Origin of the sequence: Sphingorhabdus contaminans (assembly GCF_007280415.1) — a bacterium.
GTDB lineage: Bacteria > Pseudomonadota > Alphaproteobacteria > Sphingomonadales > Sphingomonadaceae > Sphingorhabdus_B > Sphingorhabdus_B contaminans.
In genome coordinates this window covers 479,381-499,301 of sequence record NZ_VKKU01000002.1, presented here as the reverse complement: position 1 = coordinate 499,301, position 19,921 = coordinate 479,381, and the positions used below count along the sequence as shown (strand labels likewise).

General features: G+C 56.5%; 19 protein-coding genes. 11 read left to right on the top strand and 8 right to left on the bottom strand.

Annotated features, from left to right (window positions below; translation table 11 throughout):
* The first annotated feature begins 83 nt into the window (after positions 1-83).
* From FOM92_RS10695 to FOM92_RS10675, 5 genes are read left to right on the top strand one after another with little or no spacing between them, the layout of a single operon-like run.
* Positions 84-1,310, top strand: coding sequence for an MFS transporter (locus FOM92_RS10695; RefSeq protein WP_211347395.1), 1,227 nt, complete (start codon positions 84-86; stop codon positions 1,308-1,310).
* A 2-nt stretch (positions 1,311-1,312) separates the two neighbouring features.
* A complete protein-coding gene (locus tag FOM92_RS10690) occupies positions 1,313-2,869 on the top strand; it encodes an FAD-binding oxidoreductase (RefSeq protein WP_143776859.1) in 1,557 nt (518 codons plus the stop codon).
* A gap of 37 nt (positions 2,870-2,906) precedes the next feature.
* Entirely contained in the window at positions 2,907-3,962 is a 1,056-nt protein-coding gene (locus FOM92_RS10685) for a nitrilase-related carbon-nitrogen hydrolase (protein WP_246087259.1), read from the top strand.
* Positions 3,959-5,167, top strand: a complete 1,209-nt coding sequence (locus FOM92_RS10680) for a class I SAM-dependent methyltransferase (RefSeq protein ID WP_143776858.1) — start codon at positions 3,959-3,961, stop codon at positions 5,165-5,167. The genes FOM92_RS10685 and FOM92_RS10680 overlap by 4 nt, the downstream gene beginning before the upstream one ends.
* Positions 5,164-5,520, top strand: coding sequence for a hypothetical protein (locus FOM92_RS10675; RefSeq protein WP_143776857.1), 357 nt, complete (start codon positions 5,164-5,166; stop codon positions 5,518-5,520). Before FOM92_RS10680 ends, FOM92_RS10675 begins: the two co-directional genes overlap by 4 nt.
* Positions 5,521-5,620: 100 nt before the next feature.
* Here FOM92_RS10675 and FOM92_RS10670 read toward each other — a convergent pair whose 3' ends face one another.
* On the bottom strand, positions 5,621-6,307 hold the full coding sequence (locus FOM92_RS10670; RefSeq protein WP_143776856.1) for a hypothetical protein: 687 nt from the start codon (positions 6,305-6,307) through the stop codon (positions 5,621-5,623).
* A 94-nt stretch (positions 6,308-6,401) separates the two neighbouring features.
* Between FOM92_RS10670 and FOM92_RS10665 the strand changes: the two genes are divergently transcribed.
* Positions 6,402-7,118: a DUF3108 domain-containing protein gene (locus FOM92_RS10665; protein ID WP_143776855.1), complete on the top strand. Its 717-nt coding sequence runs from the start codon at positions 6,402-6,404 to the stop codon at positions 7,116-7,118.
* A gap of 30 nt (positions 7,119-7,148) precedes the next feature.
* On the opposite strand, the gene FOM92_RS10660 is transcribed toward FOM92_RS10665, so the two are convergent.
* From FOM92_RS10660 to FOM92_RS10640, 5 genes are read right to left on the bottom strand one after another with little or no spacing between them, the layout of a single operon-like run.
* A complete protein-coding gene (locus FOM92_RS10660; RefSeq protein ID WP_246087258.1) occupies positions 7,149-7,604 on the bottom strand; it encodes a hypothetical protein in 456 nt (151 codons plus the stop codon).
* On the bottom strand, positions 7,601-8,185 hold the full coding sequence (locus FOM92_RS10655; protein WP_143776854.1) for a VOC family protein: 585 nt from the start codon (positions 8,183-8,185) through the stop codon (positions 7,601-7,603). Before FOM92_RS10655 ends, FOM92_RS10660 begins: the two co-directional genes overlap by 4 nt.
* On the bottom strand, positions 8,182-9,096 hold the full coding sequence (locus FOM92_RS10650; protein WP_143776853.1) for a polysaccharide deacetylase family protein: 915 nt from the start codon (positions 9,094-9,096) through the stop codon (positions 8,182-8,184). Before FOM92_RS10650 ends, FOM92_RS10655 begins: the two co-directional genes overlap by 4 nt.
* Positions 9,093-9,962 (bottom strand): polysaccharide deacetylase family protein, encoded by an 870-nt coding sequence (locus FOM92_RS10645; protein WP_143776852.1) that lies wholly within the window; start codon positions 9,960-9,962, stop codon positions 9,093-9,095. The genes FOM92_RS10650 and FOM92_RS10645 overlap by 4 nt, the downstream gene beginning before the upstream one ends.
* Positions 9,962-10,642 carry an isochorismatase family protein gene (locus FOM92_RS10640; protein ID WP_143776851.1) on the bottom strand — a complete coding sequence of 227 codons (681 nt, stop codon included), beginning with the start codon at positions 10,640-10,642 and terminating at the stop codon, positions 9,962-9,964. Before FOM92_RS10640 ends, FOM92_RS10645 begins: the two co-directional genes overlap by 1 nt.
* Positions 10,643-10,780: 138 nt before the next feature.
* Here FOM92_RS10640 and FOM92_RS10635 point away from each other — a divergent pair, with 138 nt between their 5' ends.
* Genes FOM92_RS10635 through FOM92_RS10615 form a run of 5 tightly spaced genes read left to right on the top strand, consistent with a single transcriptional unit; the run spans position 10,781 to position 16,145 of the window.
* Complete coding sequence (locus FOM92_RS10635; RefSeq protein WP_170226862.1) at positions 10,781-12,100, top strand: alpha/beta fold hydrolase; 1,320 nt, start codon at positions 10,781-10,783, stop codon at positions 12,098-12,100.
* A 4-nt stretch (positions 12,101-12,104) separates the two neighbouring features.
* The gene (locus FOM92_RS10630) at positions 12,105-13,448 is read left to right on the top strand and encodes a 3-isopropylmalate dehydratase large subunit (protein WP_143776849.1); all 1,344 of its coding nucleotides are present in this window, start codon (positions 12,105-12,107) and stop codon (positions 13,446-13,448) included.
* A complete protein-coding gene (gene leuD, locus FOM92_RS10625) occupies positions 13,445-14,038 on the top strand; it encodes a 3-isopropylmalate dehydratase small subunit (protein WP_143776848.1) in 594 nt (197 codons plus the stop codon). Before FOM92_RS10630 ends, leuD begins: the two co-directional genes overlap by 4 nt.
* Positions 14,035-14,955 carry a hydroxymethylglutaryl-CoA lyase gene (locus FOM92_RS10620; protein WP_143776847.1) on the top strand — a complete coding sequence of 307 codons (921 nt, stop codon included), beginning with the start codon at positions 14,035-14,037 and terminating at the stop codon, positions 14,953-14,955. Before leuD ends, FOM92_RS10620 begins: the two co-directional genes overlap by 4 nt.
* Complete coding sequence (locus FOM92_RS10615) at positions 14,952-16,145, top strand: CaiB/BaiF CoA transferase family protein (protein ID WP_143776846.1); 1,194 nt, start codon at positions 14,952-14,954, stop codon at positions 16,143-16,145. The genes FOM92_RS10620 and FOM92_RS10615 overlap by 4 nt, the downstream gene beginning before the upstream one ends.
* A gap of 35 nt (positions 16,146-16,180) precedes the next feature.
* Here the strand turns inward: FOM92_RS10615 and FOM92_RS10610 are convergent, their stop codons facing one another.
* Positions 16,181-17,371, bottom strand: a complete 1,191-nt coding sequence (locus FOM92_RS10610; protein ID WP_143776845.1) for a serine hydrolase domain-containing protein — start codon at positions 17,369-17,371, stop codon at positions 16,181-16,183.
* Positions 17,372-17,449: 78 nt separating this feature from the next.
* Positions 17,450-19,858 (bottom strand): TonB-dependent receptor, encoded by a 2,409-nt coding sequence (locus FOM92_RS10605; RefSeq protein WP_143776844.1) that lies wholly within the window; start codon positions 19,856-19,858, stop codon positions 17,450-17,452.
* Positions 19,859-19,921 lie beyond the last annotated feature (63 nt).

Here is a 19,921-nt window from a genome sequence, read left to right as displayed (position 1 = left end):
GAGTTTGTACCGGACTCGCCCTCATCCTTTGCGCCGCTACAAGATTGCGCTAGCGTAAAGTCCGATTTGCAAGGGGATGCGTTTTGCAGGAACAACGTTCGGAATTCCGCTTAGGCTGGAAAGTACTGCTTGCGGGTTTCTTGGGCACGATGTGCGGCGCGTCCCCGCTGCCCTTCAATGTATTGGGTTTTTTGTTTAAACCGCTTGAGGCTGAATTTGGCTGGAATGTTCAGCAGGTCAGCGTCGGAATTACCATTTTCGGAATTACGGCTTCGCTTCTGGCACCGGTTTTCGGATGGTTTGCCGACCGGTTTGGCGTGCGAAAGGTTGCAATCTGGTCGCTGGTCGGTTTTGTCCTCGCATTCTCATCCCTATACTTGACGCCGCCGGTACTCGCCGGATTCTATTTCCTCTGGTTCCTCGTGGGCCTTGTCGGCATCGGGTCGACCCCGGTCACATGGAGCCGCGGACTGAGTTTGTGGTTTGTGCGCCAGCGGGGTCTTGCGCTGGGGATCATGCTTGTGGGCACCAGTGCCGCCGCCTTGATCGTTCCAAGGATTGCCGTGGGTGCAATCGACTCATTTGGCTGGCGCGAGATGTTTCCGATTGTGGCCTTGCTGCCATTGCTCGTGGCGCTGCCCTTCACCCTGCTGTTTTTCAGGGAGCCTGCTCCCCATGAACGGCCCGCCGAACTGAATACAGCCAGCGGAACCCTGGCCGGTATGACCTTTGGTGAGGCGGTGCGTACCCGTCAGTTCTGGTTTCTCTGGTTTTCGATTTTCCTCATCGCACTGGCATATGGCGGGGCCCATATCCATATGCCCAGCATTGTCGCCGACCATGGGATCGACCGCAACGCTGCGGCCGGCATCATGGGCATCGTCGGTATCGGACTGCTGGTCGGTCGTATCGGTGTCGGCTTCATGCTCGACCGTTTTTGGGGGCCTTTGGTGGCCTTTCCGGTCCTGTGTTTGCCAGCCATCGCCTGCTATTTGCTGACGGGTACCGACAGTGATTTGATGATGATCAATCTGGCGGCATTCTTTCTCGGTTTTGCGGCAGGGGCGGAAAGCGACCTGATCGCATTTCTGGCGGCCCGCTATTTCGGCATGGCCCATTTCGGGCGCATTTACGGGATGCTCTATATGCCCTTTGGTCTGATGTCGGCAATTTCACCCGTGATTTACGGCACGATAAAGGTACAATCGGGCAGCTATGATCCGGCATTGCTGGCAGCTTCGATTCTCTTTGTGTTGGGTGGAGCACTGCTGCTGGCGCTCGGACCATATCCGGACAAGAAAGGATCCTGATCATGGCATCAATTGCGACTCTGGGTCATAACAATCTGGCACCGCTGCTGGGCTGTGGTGTCGAGACGCTTACCGATTCCGCCTCGCTCGATTTTTATGCGCATGATGTCTTCGAACGCGGCGCCGAGCCGCTGGCGGTCGTGCGCCCGCACAACAAACAGGAACTTGCGCGCGCAATGGCCGCCGTCGCTGCGTCGGGCATGGTGGCGATTCCGCGTGGTGGAGGGATGAGCTACACAGGTGGCATTACCAGCCCGCACCCGAACGCCGTCCTTTTCGATCTTGCGGCGATGGACCGTATCGTCGCGATAAGCGAAGCCGACATGACGGTGACGGTTGAAGCTGGCTGTACCTGGGCAAAACTATATGAGGCGCTGAAGCCATTGGGTTTGCGGACGCCCATGTGGGGCACACTTTCCGGACTCTACGCAACCGTGGGTGGCGGGATGAGCCAGAATTGCATTTTCTGGGGTTCAACGCGCTATGGCATGGGCGTCAACAGCTGCGTCTCGATGGATGTGGTGCTGGCTGACGGGACCATCCTCAATACAGGTGCCAAATTTGCTCGATCCTATGGCCCCGATCTGACCGGACTTTTCTGTGGGGATACCGGGGCTCTGGGTATCAAGGCGGAAATAACGCTCCGCCTTGTCCCCGAGGCAAAGGCCCATGGCTATGCCAGTTTTCTCTTCGAAACCCATGCCGAAGTCATGACCGCGCTTGCCACCATTGAGCGTGCCGGCGTGGCGACAGAATGCTTCGGCTTTGATCCCAAGCTGAATGCGATCCGGATGAAACGCGACAGCCTTGCAACCGATGCCAAGCAACTGGTGGGTATGATGAAAGCCCAGGGGTCGGTTTTCAAGGCGTTGAAAGAAGGCGTCAAGGTCGTGGCGGCCGGACGCAGCTTTCTCAGCGATGCCAAATTCTCGCTCCATATCCTGACAGAGGGGCGCAATCAGCCATCGGCGGACGCCGATCTGGTCGAGGCCTGTGCTATCGCAAAAGCAAATGGCGGAACAGAGACCGACAATACCATTCCGAAAATTGTCCGCGCCAATCCCTTTGTTGCGCCCAATTCCGTGCTGGGTCCGCAAGGCGAACGCTGGGCACCGGTGCACGGGCTGTTACCGCATAGCCGTGCCGTCGAATGTTACGACGCCATTGAAGCCTTTTTCGATAAGCACCGCGAAGAAATGGATGCCTTGGGTGTCCATACAGGAACCCTGTTCTCTGCCGTCGGCGGCGCGGGCGCCATCATCGAACCGTGCATCTACTGGCCGGATGCACGCAACCCCTGGATAGAGCATCTGGTGGAAGACGCGCATTTGTCCAAGCTGCCGCCGGGCGAGAACAACGCTGCTGCACATGCCTTGATGTGGAAGCTGAAAAAGGGCTTGGTCGACCTCTTCTTTGAACATGGGGCAGGGCATTTCCAGATTGCACGAACCTATCGCTATATGGATAGCCTGGACCCTGCGGCACGTGCCCTTCTCAGTGGACTGAAGCGTCAGCTTGACCCGGAAAACCGGATGAACCCCGGGGCACTGGGATTATAGTGATGCTGTCGTTGCGCAGATACGGAGAGCAGATGGTGTGAACACCCCCCCGACTTATGCCGCCGTCGCAATGCAGCTTTCGGCGCGTTCGGTAGAGCAGGCGCCGGATCGCGCGGCGGCACGCGCCATGATGATGGAGACAATCGCATCGATCGGCCCCAAAATCCGCGCGGCCTCTGTGTTTATCGAGCAATTTGGCGGCAGTCCCGTCCGGCTTGCCGTTTTGCCGGAATATGTCCTGACCAGCTATCCCGGCCGGATATCGATCCCCGATTTTGCCGATCGTGCCGCGCTCGAAATCGATGGTCCCGAATATGAAGCGATGGGCAAAATTGCCCAAGACCAGGGATTGTTCCTGGCGGGCAATGCCTATGAAACCGATCCCCATTTCCCGACGCTCTATTTCCAGACCTGTTTCGTGATCGGTCCGAACGGCAACGTCATATTGCGGTATCGGCGGCTGAACTCAATGTTCGCCCCAACGCCGCATGACGTGTGGTCGAAATATCTCGACATTTACGGAATAGACGGCGTGTTTCCCGTTGCCAGAACCGAGATAGGCAATCTCGCCGCGATTGCTTCTGAAGAAATCCTCTACCCTGAAATTGCGCGGGCGCATGCTTTGCGCGGTGCCGAGATTTTTCTGCACAGCACATCCGAGATCGGATCGCCGCAAAGAACGCCAAAGATGATCGCAAAACAGGCACGGGCCTTCGAAAATTTGACCTATGTCATATCGGCGAACACGGCAGGCATAGTAAATACGTCACTGCCCGAAGCTTCGGCGGACGGTAATTCGATGATTGTCGATTGGAAGGGTAAAGTGCTGGCGGAATCGAATAGCGGCGAAACATTCACGGCTTTCGCGGATATTGATCTCGGCGCGCTCCGCGCTGCACGCCGCAAACCGGGGATGACCAATATGCTGAGCCGGCAGCGCAACGCATTGTTCAGCGCCGTCTACGCCGCCGATACTCACCACCAGTCGAACAGTTTGATCGAGGACGGTGGCATTAAGATACCCGACCGTGATCATTTTAAACAAATCAGTGAGGCGACAATTGCGCGTCTGGCAAAGGATGGATTGATATGAGCAAGATGGACGTCCCGCCGCCCTATACCGCGGTCACACAGCATGAGATGTTCCCGAAGCCCAATCATGACGAGGCGGCACGGTTCAATTTTCTGGCAAATCTCAACCGCTATCTTTCGGGTGATTTGGGGGCCGGAAACAGACTTGCCTATGAACGCAGGGTTCTGCCGGCGTTCAAGGCGGAGCATGGGCGCGAACCTGTGGACCGGCACGAAATCCGTCATGCCATGAACAGAGACAGTTGGCACCGCTTCTGGTCGGCGATGAAGCGCAATTCGATGGAGATGCGGCAGCAAAATGGCCGTGCCGTCGTGCTGCGTCAGCTGGATGAACTCGATTCCATGGCGCGTCAGTATAATGAAGGCCGCGCAACCCTGCAGCTTGATCCCGCAGTCGAAGTGCCGCGTTACCAGGCGGCGGTTGATATCCACTGCATGCCCGGCAGCTACCATGGTGAGGAACGCCCCGGCGATGTGTCGGCAGGTGCCAATTATGATTGCGGCCTGTTTGCCACAACGGGTGGCGCCCTAGGCGCGCTTAACGACGGGGGAGGGCAGGCGGTCGCCGCATGGATCAAGAAGGAGCGGCCTGACTGGAACCCGAAGCGGATTCTGGATATCGGGGCGACGGTTGGCCACAATGCCGTGCCCATTGCGCAAGCCTTTCCGGATGCCGAGGTCATAGCCATCGATACGGCAGCACCGAGTTTGCGTTATGGCCATGCCCGGGCGCAGGCTCTGGGCGTCAAGAACATCACGTTCAAACAAATGAACGCCGAAGAAATGGCCGAATTTGCCGACGAGAGTTTTGATTGGGTGCAAACGACCATGTTCCTGCACGAGCTTTCGAACAAGGCATTGCCAAAGATCATTGGCGAAGGAGCACGCGTCCTGAAACGGGGCGGGTTGATGTTCCACATCGAGCAACCCCAATATTCGGATGAAATGCCTTTGTTCGAGCAGTTCATGCGCGACTGGGATGCGTTCAACAATAACGAGCCCTTCTGGTCGGCGATGCATGCATTGGACCTGAAGCAAATTATGGCGGACCACGGTCTGCCGCGGGAAGGACAATTTGTTGTTGGCGTGAAGGCCGTGGTGGATGAGAATATTTTCCCGCCTTCGCCAGAGGGAGCCACAGAAGATTATGGCCGTGCCGCCATCTGGAACGCCTATGGCGCATGGAAACCGGAGGCTGCGCAATGAACGACGATATAGATTGGATTGCGCGTTCGGGGTTAAAGGCCAAGGGCAAGCGACCACAATTTCTCGCTCCTGAAGATGACCGTCTGCTCTCCATGCTGATGGCTCTGGTCGGCGAGGTTTCGGTCATACGAGAACGGCTGGATACCGTGGAGCGGTTGCTGGATGCCAAAGGCACCATCAGCCGCGCCGATATAGAATCCTATGTACCGGATCTGGAAACGGGTCGCGACCGTAACCTTATCGTACGCGAATATCTTGCCCGTGTGATGCGTGGTGTTCAGCAGGATATGCAGGCTTTATCGGAAATCGAGCCGCCCATTGAAGATGTCGTCAAGGAAATGGAAGCCGGCTAAGCGCAGGTTCTATCTCTGGAATCAAAAGGGGGACGGCACCATGGTTGCCGTCCCCCTTTTTTGATTCCCACAGTAGCGGGGTGGCGTCCCCCGCTCCGCATTAAAATGGTTTGGTAGCGCCCAAAAAGCAGATGCCCGAAATGGTGATCCAGTAGATATAGGCCGCAATCCGTGCCTGGGCGATTTCCTTGTCGAGCTTGGCCTGTATCGACGCATTGGGACCGGCCGCCAGTTCACGGAAATAAACCGTCCATTGGCGCATAACGAAACGCAGGAACAATCCAATGCAAAGCGCGAAGGCATAGAGGATCATTTTGGTGGGGTACCAGAATGTACCTTCTGTCGACAAAATAGGACCGTTGCCGAGGAACGCCATAACCGACAAGATGACGATGCCAGCGATCAATGGATAGCGCAGTAATTCCTCGGTTCGCGTGATCTTGATCCCGATATCTGTTTCGCGTTTGATAAACGCCGCCCAGGTCATGCCCAGCCAGACGATGAAAAATACCCACATCGCCGTCAAAGCGCCGCCGCTTTCCAGAAAGGGAACAAAGCCGTAGATTTTTCCCATGTGCAATCCCAGCGGGAAAAGCAGCACGATCCCGGTCCGGGCCAGAATGTCGATACGGTAGGCTGTTTCCATATGCCGTTTACGTTCTTCCAGGCTCAGTGCCGAGTTTGTTACATTATAGCTGGTCTGGAAAACGCCCCATTCACCCCCCAGCCAATAGACCATAGCCAGGATATGTACCCAGCGGAGAACATCCAATTCTGCAAACGTCATATATTCCTCCGACAATTTTCCGGAATTTGTCCGGACAACTTTCGCTTGGCAAGCTAAAAATGCACGATAAGGAAGAAGTCAAAGGAGACGAACCATGAAACATCGGGTGGTCGAAGGTCGGTTAGTTTATACGTCGAAGAAGCCGGAGCGTCTGGATGAGGTGCGCGGATATGAAACATTCATGTTCACCCACCATAGCGACGGCAAGGTGACCATGCGCGCCCATTGCGAAATTGACGAGCCGGAACCGACCGTCATGCGCGACATCATCTATTCGATCGACGAACATGGTCAGCCGATGGACCTGCATGTCCGTCTGACCGTAGGCGATGCGTTCATGGGTACGGGCTGGATGCGTTTTGACGGCAAGACCATCGAATGCGAAAGTTACGGCCCCTCGATCGGCCGGTTGTCACAGCAGGTAATTGCCGAATTGCCGCTCGACGGGTTTGGAACGCATCCCATTGTGTCGGACGGATATATGCTGGGATCGCACAACTGGACCCATGTCGGGCAAAGACACAAGTTCAACTGCTATCTGCCATCGCCCGACCATCGCGGCGCAACCCCGCCCATGATTGCCCATGTCAAAATTGACGGCATCTATCTTGGCCAGGAAGAAGTGACCGTGAAAGCGGGCACATTTGCAGCGCGGCATTTCCAGTTTGTCGATCCGGGCGACAGTGGAATGGCGGGGGAACACCCGCCTTATGATCTGTGGATCACCGACGATGCGGATTGCATATTTCTGAAAGGCGGTGTCGGCGGATATATGATGACCTGGTATGAGTTGGTCGAACTGCGTCGATAACAAGGGTCCTGACCCTAAGGCGCCTCGATTTTATCCGGTGCGCCATTCATCGCATAATGTCCGCTTCCATGCTTTGCCCTGCAGGAACCATTGCCAGGTTCGTGCACGGCTTTGTCCGTCCGGCGCGAGAGTGATCAGTTCGATATAATAGCTGTCCGGCACATCCTTGCGATCAAGCATCAGAAGTATCGTGTTTTCGTGGCTTTGCCAGCCAGTTCCTGAAAATCTGTCCGTATCCCAAACAAGACGATCACCGACCAAAGCACCACCGAATTCATATTCTGCGGTACGTCCGTCCTCCCAGAAAAGCTTGTTGTGCTGGATATAACTCCATGGGCCGCTGTCCGGCAGTTCACACCAGGTTGTGGTGCGGTGCTGATCCAGCAGATCGCCATCGGCACTGAAATGCCGGTAAAATCCGTCCCAATGACCTTCATGGGCGAACATCGCAGGCATGACCTGCCGCAAGGCGGAACGGTTGCTCATTTCTGCATCTGGTTCAGTTCGATCAGCGTTCCGTCTGGATCGAAGAAATTGCATCCCCGGACGCGGATCGGCGGCGCACCATTGCGTCCGGGGTAGATTTGATCGCGTGGCGGGCTCGTGACCGTAACACCGGGAACAAGTGCCGCCTCGGCGCAGCGACGGTCCACATCGGCCGTATGTGTGACAATGACATGCCCTCCGATGCCCATCCGCACCGGATAGGGCCCCGGGTCGGGCAGACGCGGATCGACCCATTCCATCAAGCCAATCCAGCCAATGAAAGGATCATTCCCGTTTAAGAGCACCAGTCGCGCCTTCGCACCGGGTTCGCCCGCCGGAAGTGCAACGCCGGACATGGGAAGTACCGCGTCATAATTGACCTCAAGGCCCATGACATCGCGATAGAGTTTCAGGCTGTTCTCCATATCGCGCACAATCATCGTTACACGGCGTATATCCGTGGGCAGATCGCCGTTGGACGTCTTTACTCCCGGTGATGCTGCCGTGACACGCGCAGGCTCGTTTATAACGACACAACTGCCCAGCAGGAAAATCATAGCAAGCAAAAAGGCCTTTTTCATGACTGCTGTTCCCACGCGTTGACAATCGCATTACCCTTCGCAAACCAGGATTGAGGACGGTTCGAAAGATCCACAAGCAATCGTTCAAAAGCATCGATCCGGTAGGGGAGCGCCATGATATATGGGGTGATATGCAGCGGCAGCATACGCCCGCCAAACCGTTCTGCTTCTCCTGCCAGCCAGCTAAAGGCGTCACCCATTGACTGGACGTAGCTGTCGACCGACTGCTGCTGAACTGTGATGATTTGCCGGTCGCTAAGCTCATGATTCAGCGGCAGGTTTATGAGGCCGTTTCGAAATCGGTAAGGCAATTCGTCATTCACCCAGTCGCAGCAATAACGGGTGCCTGCTTCCTTGAGCAGGTCCACCGTGGACCAGCTTTGCGACCGCGCGATCGATAGCCAGCCAGAAGGCCTTGCGCCGGTCGCCCGTTCAAGAGTATCGAGCGTGGTGGTAATAAGCGTCCTTTCCTCTTCAACCGGCATGCCGGACGCAATTGTGCCGTTCATGTCTGTGGAATGCGCGATAATCTCATGCCCTTCGCGGACAATGTCCGAAACCAGCGCAGGGTAGCGTTCGGCGATGGTGCTATTGGTCGCAAAGCTTGCCTTGATCCCTGCCTTGGCGAAGGCATCAAGCAGCCGGTAAACTCCAACGCGTGAGCCATAGTCGCGTGCGGTGTAATGGCGATAATCGGGATAGGCTGTTTGCATGTGCCCCGGCGCCCGAAAAGGTGTGTCGCTTGGGGTAATCGGAAACCATTCGAGGCTGACGCACAGGAAGACCGCCACCGATTTGCCGTCCGGCCAGTAAATGGGGGAGCGTTCGTGCAGCGCCGACCAGCCATAAAGATCATGATCGTAACCATATTGCCGCTTGGGGTAGTCAAGATAGGAAGGATCAAGGCTCATTGTTGTGCCCTCCATGCGTCGACTATTTCGCCTGATCGGGCAATCCATGCGCGGCCGTCTTCGGCGATGTGCCGCAAAGCTTCTTCGAACGGTCCGATGCGGTGTGGTTGTCCGATCAGATAGGCATGAAGCGGTATGCACATGACCGTCCCGCCTTCGGCCGCCAGACGTTCATATTGACGGATAAGCGTGTCGGCATATTCCCGGCCCGACATATTATAGACGAAGAAGCCATAATGGTCGTTGACCTCCAGGCTATAGGGAATCGAGACAAGCTCGCCCTGCTTCACCTTCACCCATTGCGGCTGGTCGTCATGATAGAGGTCGCATGTGTAATCCAGCCCATATTCCGCGATCAGGTCCAAAGTACGCGGTGTGTGGGTCAATGCCGGGGCCAGCCAGCCGCGGATCGTTTGTCCGGTTGCCTCGCGCACTGTCCGGATTGAGTCTTCGATGATGGCGCGTTCCTGGCCCTCGTCCATTTCATAGGCATATCGGGTGTTATAGATGCCGTGGCTGAAAAACTCCCACCCGCGCGCCTGTGCATCCGCCACAATTTCCGGATGATGCTGGCAAAGCGCGACGGAAAGACTGACCGATCCCGGAAAGCCGTGCTTGGACATTACGTCTGCCATACGCCAGTGAGAGACGCGGTTGCTATGGTCGCGATGGGCAAAGCCGACGACATCGGGGTGAGGCTTTGTCCAGGCCTTGCGCTTGGGATGGGCGGGTGGATCAATTTCATAATATTCGAGATTCGGGGCGACCCAAACGGCGACTTTCTTGTCCCCCGGCCACTGGATCGGGGCGCGGCCCCGATAGGGTTGGAAATCATAAAGCCCCGGATCGCAAGCGCCTTCCTGCATCAGCGCGCCTCCAGCCAGTCGATGACGGTTTGCACCGGCTCGACATCCGCATATTTCAGCTGGAGGTCGGTCAGATTGGCAAAATGATAGCTTTCATGCTTGTCGGCGCAGGTTTCGATGGGGACAATGGTACGGTACCCGTGGCTGAGCGAGTCCACGGCGGTCGCCCGTACACAGCCTGATGTGCTGCCGCCGGTGACAACGACGGTATCAACCTTGTGCCAGACAAGAAAGCTGGCAAGCTGCGTCTCGAAAAAGGCCGAGGGCATGCGCTTTGTATACTGCAGATCATTGGCGTCAATTTCGCAGCGCGGGTCATAAGCATGGCGATCCGAGCCATATTTTATATTTTGTAGGCTGTCCGGGGTGTTGGTGCGGGTGCCCCAGATGCCGGCATCATCGGCATTCTCCATATAGGCCACGCGAGTCCACACGACGGGCATCCCCTTGGCGCGCGCAAGGCGGGAAATGCTATTGGCATATTCGATCTGGCGCGGGTCGGTTTCATAGGATGTCGCGAAACGGTCGAGCGCGGTATAGGCTTGCTGGAAATCGACATTCACAATGGCAATCTTTTCGCCGAAACCGAATTTCTTCCGGGCCGGATTTGCCATTACTTCGTCAAATATCTGCCTGGCGGTCTTTCCGTCACAGACCATCCTTGTCCCTAAAAGCATCATCTATGAAAACTCCCTTGCTTGCGCTTACATTTAAGGCGCACTATTGGCTTGTCGAGTGAAATTTGTCCGGACAACTTTACCGCTATGAAGATTACGCGCCACTATCTGACCATAAAAAACGCGGAAAGCAAAAGGCGCGTGCATTATCGCAAATGCGGGGATGGTCCGCCTGTGCTGCTGATTCATCAAAGTCCCCGATCATCCGCCGAATATGAAACGGTCATGCGCCAGTGGGGCGAGCGTTTCACCTGCATAGCGCCGGATTCTCCGGGCTTCGGACAATCCGATCCTTTGCCTGTCGAAAGACCGTCCACGGCCGACTATGCCGATGCGATCATTGCATTTGCCGACGCGGCAGGCTTTCGGGGCATTGCAGCTTATGGCTTTCATTCCGGGGGCATCTTCCTGATGAACGCTTTGCGGCGTTATCCGGAAAAATTCGTGGCCCTGGGCGTTGGGGGCTATCCCTGTTTCCGCGAGGATGAACTGGCCGATGTCGGCGAAGATTATTTGCCACCCTTCGCCCCTAAAGAATTTGGAGAGCATCTGGTCTGGGCATGGAACCGGATGCTGGAGCAGAGCTGGTATTTTCCATGGTTCAAACCGGAGAATAGCCGCCGTTTGCCAAACCCGCACGCCGATCCCATGGCCCTCCAGAATATGGTCATGGATTTGCTGGCGTCCGGCGATTCATATCGCGACGGATATCGCGCGGCGTTGACGGCCGGCTTTGATGTTCCAGCCGCAACTGCTTCGGTGCCGCCGGCGTTTTTGTCGAGTTATCATGGCGATCCGATGACCGCGCATATGAAGCGTTTCCCGGCCTTGCCATCGGGCTGGACGACGCAGGAACAATCCGACCCGCCTTCCCATTTTGCCGCAAATGCGGACTTTCTGGAAAAGCATCCCGCACCGGCTTTTACACCCGCGACCGATGAAGATGCCGGCTTTCTGCATGTGTCCGCAGGCGGTTTTGACGGGTTGATCCATTGGCAAGGTGCCGGGAAAACTCTGCACCTCCATGCCCCCGGCCGCAGCTTTGACGTGCTGTCCGCATCCGGCCGGTTGAAAATCGATTTGCCGGGTCACGGCCTCTCCGACCCCTGGGGAGGGGAGCCACCTGTCGATTACGACGCATGGCAAAGGGTCATTTCGGTTGTTTGCGCGCACTTCAATGTGGAGAATGTCGAGAGCGAACCGCTTCCGAAAGGCGAGCCGGACTTGCTCTATCCCGATTTGAATCCAGACCGGTTCGGTGGCCATCTTGTGAAGGCATGGGCAATTGTCCGCGCGGCTCATGTTTTTGAACCCTGGTATGCGACCGCACGGGATAATGCGGTCTCCATCGACACCGCGGCGATGGCCGCCGACAAATTGGCCCGAGAGCATCTGGCGCTGATCCGTTCGAGCGCGGCCAAAGCGCTGCATATTGCCCGTCTGTCGGAACGGATGATTTGAGCCCATGACGCAGACGCTCTTCGACAAGATTTGGGACAGCCATGTCATCATTGACTTAGGGGGCGGCAGCGCACTCATTGCGATCGACCGGATATTCCTACACGAGCGTACCGGTGCCGCAGCGCTGAAATCAATGGCGGAGGCTGGGCGAAAGCTGGTTGATCCGGCGCGCGTATTTGCGGTCATGGACCATATCGTCGACACCCGTCCGGGACGCGGCGACGGCACTTTGATGAAGGGTGGCGAGGCTTTCATTACTGAAACCAGATCCGCATGCCGCGAGGCGGGTATCACGCTTTTCGATGTTAACGATCCTGATCAGGGCATCACACATGTCATCTCGCCGGATCTCGGCATCGTCCTGCCAGGATTGACACTGATCGCGCCCGACAGCCACACCTGTACCCAAGGCGCATTTGGCGCGCTGGCATGGGGCATCGGTTCCAGCGAGGCCGAACATGCAATGGCCACGGGTACGTTGCGCGTGTCCAAGCCAAAAACGATGCGCGTTAGCTATGCCGGACAATTGCAGCCCGGGGTCACCGCAAAGGACATGATCCTTACCCTGTTGGCACGCTATGGCGCCGGCGGCGGGGCCGGCCATATCATCGAATTTGCAGGCGATGCGGTCCGCGCACTCGACATGGAAGCCCGAATGACGCTGTGCAATATGGCGACCGAATTTGCTGCCTTTAGTGGCATTATTGCGCCCGACAAAGTCACATTCGAATATCTGGCCGGACGTCGCTTCGCACCCGATCCATTGCCGGACTGGACTGACTTGTTCAGCGATGTCAGCGCCCGTTTCGATAGCGAAATCCGGATTGATGCCACAGAAATTTCGCCGATGGTCAGTTGGGGCACCTCGCCCGGACAGACCATTGCTGTCAACGCATCGGTCCCCGTCGATGCGGACCAAAAAGCCCTCAACTATATGGGACTTGAGCCCGGTCAAATGATCGCAGATACGCCCATCAATGTCGCCTTCATCGGCAGTTGCACAAATAGCAGGCTGTCCGATTTAAGGCGCGCCGCCGCCATCGTCCGGGGCCGGAAAATTGCCGACGGTGTGCTGGCGCTGGTTGTGCCGGGTTCCAGTGCGGTCAAACGCGCGGCCGAAGCTGAAGGGCTGGACCGCATATTCACCGATGCCGGCTTCCAATGGCGGATGAGCGGCTGTTCGCTATGCTTTTACGCAGGCGGCGAAAGTTTTCCGGCCGGCAGTCGGGTGATCTCATCCACCAATCGAAATTTCGAAGGACGGCAGGGTCCCGGAATTCGCACCCATATCGCCAGTCCCGAGGTGGTAGCAGCCAGCGCCCTTGCAGGAAGGATCGCTGCGCCATGACCCCGTTTACATCGGTTACGTCCATTGCGGCGCCGCTCTTCATCGATAATGTCGATACCGATGCCATCATTCCTTCGCGCGAAATGAAGTCGACGGGGAAATCGGGATTGGCAGACGGTCTTTTTGCGCCATGGCGTTATCTGGATGCGGACACACGGACGGCCAATCCGGACTTTGTCCTGAATCAGGAGCAGTTTGCCGACGCCCGCATCTTGCTTGCCGGCGCAAATTTCGGATGTGGCTCCAGCCGTGAACATGCCGTCTGGGCGCTGAAAGAATGGGGGATTTTATGCATTATTGCAGAAAGCTTCGCCCCGATATTCTATAATAACTGTATCCGGAACGGCGTGCTGCCGGTGCAACTGGGCAGGGATGATATTCGCGCGATGGCCGGACAAATGGTTCATGTGGACCTGACACATCAGTTGGCGAACGGTCATCCTTTTGACATCGGCGCGGAAGCAAAAATAATGCTGGTCGAAGGTCTGGATGCGATCGATCTGACACTTAAACATCGCTCAGCGATTGCTGACTGGCTGGCTGCGGACCGCATAGCGCGCCCCTTTGTATATCTGGAGAAACGGACGTGACAGCAATCCTGATTTCGGAAGTAGGACCGCGCGACGGTTTGCAATCAACGCACCGTATCATGCCGCTCGACGCCAAGAAGGCCTGGATCAAGGCCGAGGCCGAAGCAGGCGTACGCGAAATTGAAGTCGGCAGTTTCGTACCGCCAAGCCTTCTGCCGCAACTTGCCGATACGGCTGAATTGGTCGCCTATGCCAAAGCGCTGCCGGGCCTGAATGTGGTGGCGCTCGTGCCGAATGCAAAAGGCGCCGTTCGTGCCGCCGAAGCAGGCGTGCATGGCATGTCGATTCCGTTCAGCATGTCCGAAACGCACAGCATTAAAAATGTCCGCAAGACCCATGCCGAAATGATTGCCGAGATTACCGAAGTTGCGCGCATAGCCGGCGACGCCAGCATCCATTTTGCGGTCGGACTGTCGACGGCCTTTGGCTGCACGATGGAAGGTGCTGTGCCGGAAGACCGGGTGGTCCGATTAGCCGAAGCCGCCGTAGCTGCTGGCGCCAGAGAACTCAGTCTTTCCGATACGACTGGCTATGCCGATCCGGCCCAGGTCAAACGTCTGGTCCGCAAGGTCAAGGCTGCCGTGGGTGAGGAAAAACTGACCACGCTCCACCTCCACAATACAAGGGGCCTGGGATTGGCGAACGCCCTTGCCGGGCTGGAAGAAGGCATTACCACGCTTGATGCTTCGTTGGGCGGCATCGGCGGTTGTCCTTTCGCCCCGGGCGCGTCAGGCAATATCGTCACAGAGGACCTCGTCTTCATGCTCAACAGCATGGGATATGACACCGGCGTCGATCTCGAAAAGCTGCTCGAGGTTCGCAAGATTGTTGCCGCCGCGCTTCCTGACGAACCGCTCTACGGTTTCACGCCCGATGCAGGGCTCACACTCGATTACGACACAAGAGGGAAGGCATGACCGATACCATCTCAGGACCAACGCCGCTTACCGGGCTACGCGTTGTCGAGTTTACGCATATGGTGATGGGGCCGGCGGTTGGTCATATTCTGGCCAGTCTTGGCGCCGAAGTTATCCGCGTGGAACCGATTGGCGGCGACCAGACGCGCCGCCTGCTCGGATCGGGCGCTGGCTATTTCCCGATGTACAACCGGAACAAGCAATCCATCTGTCTGGACCTCAAATCCGAAGCCGGCATCGAAATCGCGCGGAAACTTTGCGACAGTGCCGATATTCTCGTAGAAAATTATCGCCCCGGTGCGCTGGATCGACTGGGGCTGGACTATGAGCGGCTTCGGGAGAGTAACCCCCGGCTGATCTATTGTTCGGAAAAAGGTTTCCTTCCCGGTCCGTATGAAGAACGCACGGCATTGGACGAAGTTGCGCAGATGATGGGTGGTCTCGCCTATATGACTGGCCCGCCGGGCAAACCCCTTCGGGCAGGTGCAAGTGTCATCGACGTTACCGGCGGCATGTTCGGAGTCATCGGCATTCTGGCTGCCCTGGAAGAGCGGCATCGGACGGGTGAGGGGCAAAAGATTATTGCCTCGTTATTCGAAACCACCGTCTATCTGGTCGGTCAGCATATGGCCCAGTTTGCCGTGACCGGAAAAGCGGCTGCACCCATGCCGGCACGGATTTCTGCATGGGCGATTTATGACGTGTTTGAAACCCGGGATGATCCGGTTTTCATAGGCGTCGTCACCGACGCCTTATGGGAAAAATTCTGCACCTTGTTCGGACTGGACGCGCTTTGGGCCGATGAAAGTCTGCGCAAGAATAATGACCGCGTGCTGGCTCGCGACCGGATCATGCCGCAAATCCGCGGACTGGTTGCCCGATATACCCGTTCCGAAATCATTGCGAAGCTGGAAGGAACCGGTTTGCCGTTTGCCCCCATCGGGCGTCCCGAAGAGCTATTTGACGACCCGCATTTGGTTGCCTCGAAGGGGTTGGAACGAACGGCTCTCGAAAATGGTACAATTACCGAATTGCCTACAATACCGTTATCGATGAACGGAAAACGGCCCAATTCGGAAAACAAGATAGAGCCGTGGGGCAAGAGCAGTCGGCAAATTCTCGCAATGCTAGGCTATGCGCAAGAACAGATTGAGGAGTTCGTCACGGCAGGGGCGGTAGAAGCTGCCTGATGGGTTGCCGGTGTTGATACCAACCATATGACGCATCACCTTTTTTCCGTCAGCAGAAGATTTGGCAAATAGGAATCGTCCCAGTCGGTTTTCGGAGTTCCGATCCGGACGATGACCATTTTTTCGCTTGGAATAATATAGACGCGTTGTCCGCCGGAGCCGTCGAAATAATAGGTGTCGGCGCGTTTGAACGGCGCGCGCGCTTCGACAATGGCCGGTATTCCGGGGCCATAGGTTCGCTTTGGATTGTAAGGCGAACCACGCCAGACGTTCCAGCCGAAATTCGCATTGGCCTTTGAAGGCGCGAGCATCTGGGCGACCCAATTTGACGAGACAATAGGCGTGCCGCGCCATTTTCCACCATTGCGGACCAGTTCGCCAACACGCATCCAATCAAGGGCACTGGCTTGCAAACAGCAAAAGCCGCGGACATTTCCACCTTCTTTGTCCAGCCAAACCCGTGCCTCACCCGCTCCGATAGGTCGCCAGAGTCGATCGGAGAGATAGCTTGCATATCTTTGCCCGGACGCCCTTTCTATCGCCCAGAGCAGATATTGGGTGTTGGCGTTGGCATAATAGAATTCATCTTGTTTGTGGCGTTCAAAGGGCCACTGGCCAACTGACCATGTCAGATTGGCTCCGAAATAGGTTTGCCAATACGGGCTTGCGGAACTGTCACTAATTGGTGGCGTTTTCAGGCCGCTGTTCATTTCCAGCATCTGGCGCAACGTGATTGCGCCACGCGGATCAGCCGAAAGCTCTGGCAAATAGCGGTCGAGACGGTCATCGACCGATTTGATAAAGCCGTCTTTCTCGGCCACACCCACCATCAGGGCGACAACGGCCTTGTGCATGGAAGCGGTGTCGTAACGGCTGTTGGCCTGAAAGCCGGATGCATAATATTCGTACACCAGCTTGCCATGCCGTGCGACCAACAGAGCGAAGCTATCTGACTTGGTGGCAAATTCGTCGAGCTGTTGTGCCTGGGCGGGCGACAGGGACTGTGCTTTCGGAAAAGGGCGCGGCTGACCGGCGACAGGTTCCAGCGGCTTGTACCAATCAACCGATTGAACAATCGTGCGGACCGGAAATGTTGCGCGCCGTTCGGTGACCAGAGCGATCTGCTCTTCAGAAGGTCCCGCAGGCTCGGCGAAAGCGGTTGCGAATGCCGGTAGACCCATCAGGATGAGTGAAGAGGTCCAAACAGCAACTTTGGTTGAGGTCATCGGCCGCCTAACGAATTACAAAATGAGAATTGGACAGGCGACCGTGCCTGTGCGGCCGCCTGTCCATTTGTGTCAGGTTCAGAATTTGAAGGACATTGTTGCCCCTAGGGTTCTGCGGTCTCCAAGCAGAGTACCATATGTGACCCCTGAGCCCGCTCCAGAACCGGCAAATGTCGTGAATGCATAAGCTGCATATTTGCGATCGAACAGATTTTTGGCCCAGAACCGAAGTGACCATGGATCGCTGTTCAATCCGATATTGCCATCTACCAGTTCGCGCGAAGGCACATAGGCCGTATTCGTGTTATCCGTATATTGACGGCTGGTGATAGACAGGTCGAGACGGCTTACCAGATCGACCTCGGTACCAAAAATGCTTCCGATTGGCTGACGAAACTGGACGCCCGCATTTGCTTGCAATTCCGGTACGCGCGGAAGTTTGCGACCGGAAATGTTGCTCGAGTAAACACCGGTTGTCGGACAGGTGGCGAGCGACGCACAAAGGGCGCGCGGGATGGTGTCGTCTACAGTACCGTTGGCAAAACGGCTATTGGCATAGGCAACCCCAAGATTGAAGGTGAAGGCACTGCTGGGTCGGATGACGGCGGAAAATTCCACACCGTCCACTTTTGCGCCGGCCAAATTGCGGACGATCGCCGGTTGGCCCAGATTGACCGACTGGTTGCCTTGCAGGTTGCTCCAGTCCGTATGGAAGACCGCAGCCTCAATTGTTAGTGCACGGTCAAGCAAGGTTCCTTTCAGACCCAATTCGTAAGTCCAGTTGAACTCAGGCTGGAAGATTTGCTGATCAGCGGTAAGCGGATTTGTTGCCGTCGGGACGTTGAAACCGCCAACCTTTGCCCCGCGGGCGGCCGATGCATAAATCAGCCAGTTGTCATCGGGCTGGTAATCGACGGTAAAGCGCGGTGTGAATGCCTTAAACTCTCTCTGGAAAACAGTTCCGGTCAGTACGCCGGCGGCATTCACGCCTTGCTGCGTAACACGCTCCCAACTTTGCCGTGCCTCGGCCGCGATCCGCAGGCCTTCGGCCAGGTTGAAAGAAACCAGGCCAAAGACAGCCCGGTTCCGCTCATCGCGCTGCGTAGCCCCGTATCCCGAAAGTGGCGTGGTGATGTTCGCGAAAACGTCTGTCGTTGAATTGGGCGCGAGAAACGCAGTCCCGCCAAAACTGAAGTCGTCTACAGTTCCTGCAAATCCACCGACGAGCAACCGGAAATTGTCTGTTTCATATTGGGCGCGAAGCTCGTGGGTCTTGGACGTAATGGAACCATTGCCACGTGCGTCAAACAACACTTGGCCAAGGAAAAACGGGAATGCCGATCCGTTTAGCGGGTCAGCAGACAACGTCGCGATATTGGTTGCATCGGCATCAGTGTACCCAAATTGGTAGGTCAGCGACAACGCATCGGTGATATCGACGGCAACGGTTGCACCTGCCACATCGGACTGTCCATCCTGGCCATAAGACCGGCGGTCAACCAGCAGACCCGGAAGTCGGGGATCGCCTGCGCCAATCGGCGGACTGGCGGGTAAAGCGCCACAGAACAGCGCATCATTTCCATTCCGGGCTGGGCTGAGGGGGGCAACAAAAGGTGTGCAGTTCATGCCGTTACCCCGGCTGATCGCAAAGGTGCTGGAAAGTTGGTAGGTTGCAGCACTTTCGATGAAAATTTTGCGATGACTCCAGAAAGCGTCGATCCGGACATTATCCATGGGTTCAATCGCAACCTGTGCGAGGATCGAGCGATTTTTGTAACCGTTCAGCCGTCCTTTTGTCACGAGCGTCGCGCCGGACAGTGCGGCCGAACCGACATTGTCGTTGCGCCAGGTGCCATCAAAATCGGAAATTGATCCGGCAACGCTGACGGCTGCAATGCCGCCAAGCGGCACCGAAAGCGATCCGCGAAGTTCGCGCCGCTCATGATTGCCGATCGTTGCTTCTATTTGGCCGCGGAAATCTTCCAGATCCGGGCGCTTTGTAACGATGCTGACGGCACCGGCAAAGGCGTTGCGTCCAAAAAGTGCGGACTGGGGACCCTTTACGATTTCAACGCGGTCGATATCGAGCAGGTCGCTGTCGACCTGATAAGAGCGTTGCAGATAGACGCCGTTGAAAAAGGTCGCGACATTTTGCACCGGGTTCGTAATGCGGGTTTGGGCCTGGCCGCGGATTGTCGGCTGGGCGAGGGTGCCGATTGTGCGTTCAAAGTTAAAGCCGGGCGTTAGCCGGGATACTTCGTCAAGACTGCGCGCACCTGTCTGTTCCAGTTGTTCCGCTGTGACGGCCGAAATTGCCAGCGGTACGTCCAGAACATTCTCGCTGACCTTGCGCGCGGTCACCACGATTTCGGTTTCGTCGGATTCAGCGTCCGCGTCTTGCGCAAACGCCGCATTGCTTGAAATCATGGCCAAAAGCGAAATGCCGATACCGGCAGTGACGCGATAATTTTCCCTAAACTTTTTCACATAAACCTCCCTGGATATTAAGTTATTCACCTCTGTACGCAAAGCACGTCACGCGTTCCCCGA

Excerpts from the sequence above, each read along its gene's own strand:
- FOM92_RS10645 (WP_143776852.1), bottom strand. The coding sequence starts at position 9,962 with ATGCAGGAAGGCGCTTGCGATCCGGGGCTTTATGATTTCCAACCCTAT.
- FOM92_RS10675 (WP_143776857.1), top strand. The coding sequence starts at position 5,164 with ATGAACGACGATATAGATTGGATTGCGCGTTCGGGGTTAAAGGCCAAG.
- FOM92_RS10650 (WP_143776853.1), bottom strand. The coding sequence starts at position 9,096 with ATGAGCCTTGATCCTTCCTATCTTGACTACCCCAAGCGGCAATATGGT.
- FOM92_RS10680 (WP_143776858.1), top strand. The coding sequence starts at position 3,959 with ATGAGCAAGATGGACGTCCCGCCGCCCTATACCGCGGTCACACAGCAT.
- FOM92_RS10655 (WP_143776854.1), bottom strand. The coding sequence starts at position 8,185 with ATGAAAAAGGCCTTTTTGCTTGCTATGATTTTCCTGCTGGGCAGTTGT.
- FOM92_RS10665 (WP_143776855.1), top strand. The coding sequence starts at position 6,402 with ATGAAACATCGGGTGGTCGAAGGTCGGTTAGTTTATACGTCGAAGAAG.
- FOM92_RS10610 (WP_143776845.1), bottom strand. The coding sequence starts at position 17,371 with ATGACCTCAACCAAAGTTGCTGTTTGGACCTCTTCACTCATCCTGATG.
- FOM92_RS10630 (WP_143776849.1), top strand. The coding sequence starts at position 12,105 with ATGACGCAGACGCTCTTCGACAAGATTTGGGACAGCCATGTCATCATT.
- FOM92_RS10660 (WP_246087258.1), bottom strand. The coding sequence starts at position 7,604 with ATGAGCAACCGTTCCGCCTTGCGGCAGGTCATGCCTGCGATGTTCGCC.
- FOM92_RS10615 (WP_143776846.1), top strand. The coding sequence starts at position 14,952 with ATGACCGATACCATCTCAGGACCAACGCCGCTTACCGGGCTACGCGTT.
- leuD (WP_143776848.1), top strand. The coding sequence starts at position 13,445 with ATGACCCCGTTTACATCGGTTACGTCCATTGCGGCGCCGCTCTTCATC.
- FOM92_RS10670 (WP_143776856.1), bottom strand. The coding sequence starts at position 6,307 with ATGACGTTTGCAGAATTGGATGTTCTCCGCTGGGTACATATCCTGGCT.
- FOM92_RS10690 (WP_143776859.1), top strand. The coding sequence starts at position 1,313 with ATGGCATCAATTGCGACTCTGGGTCATAACAATCTGGCACCGCTGCTG.
- FOM92_RS10640 (WP_143776851.1), bottom strand. The coding sequence starts at position 10,642 with ATGATGCTTTTAGGGACAAGGATGGTCTGTGACGGAAAGACCGCCAGG.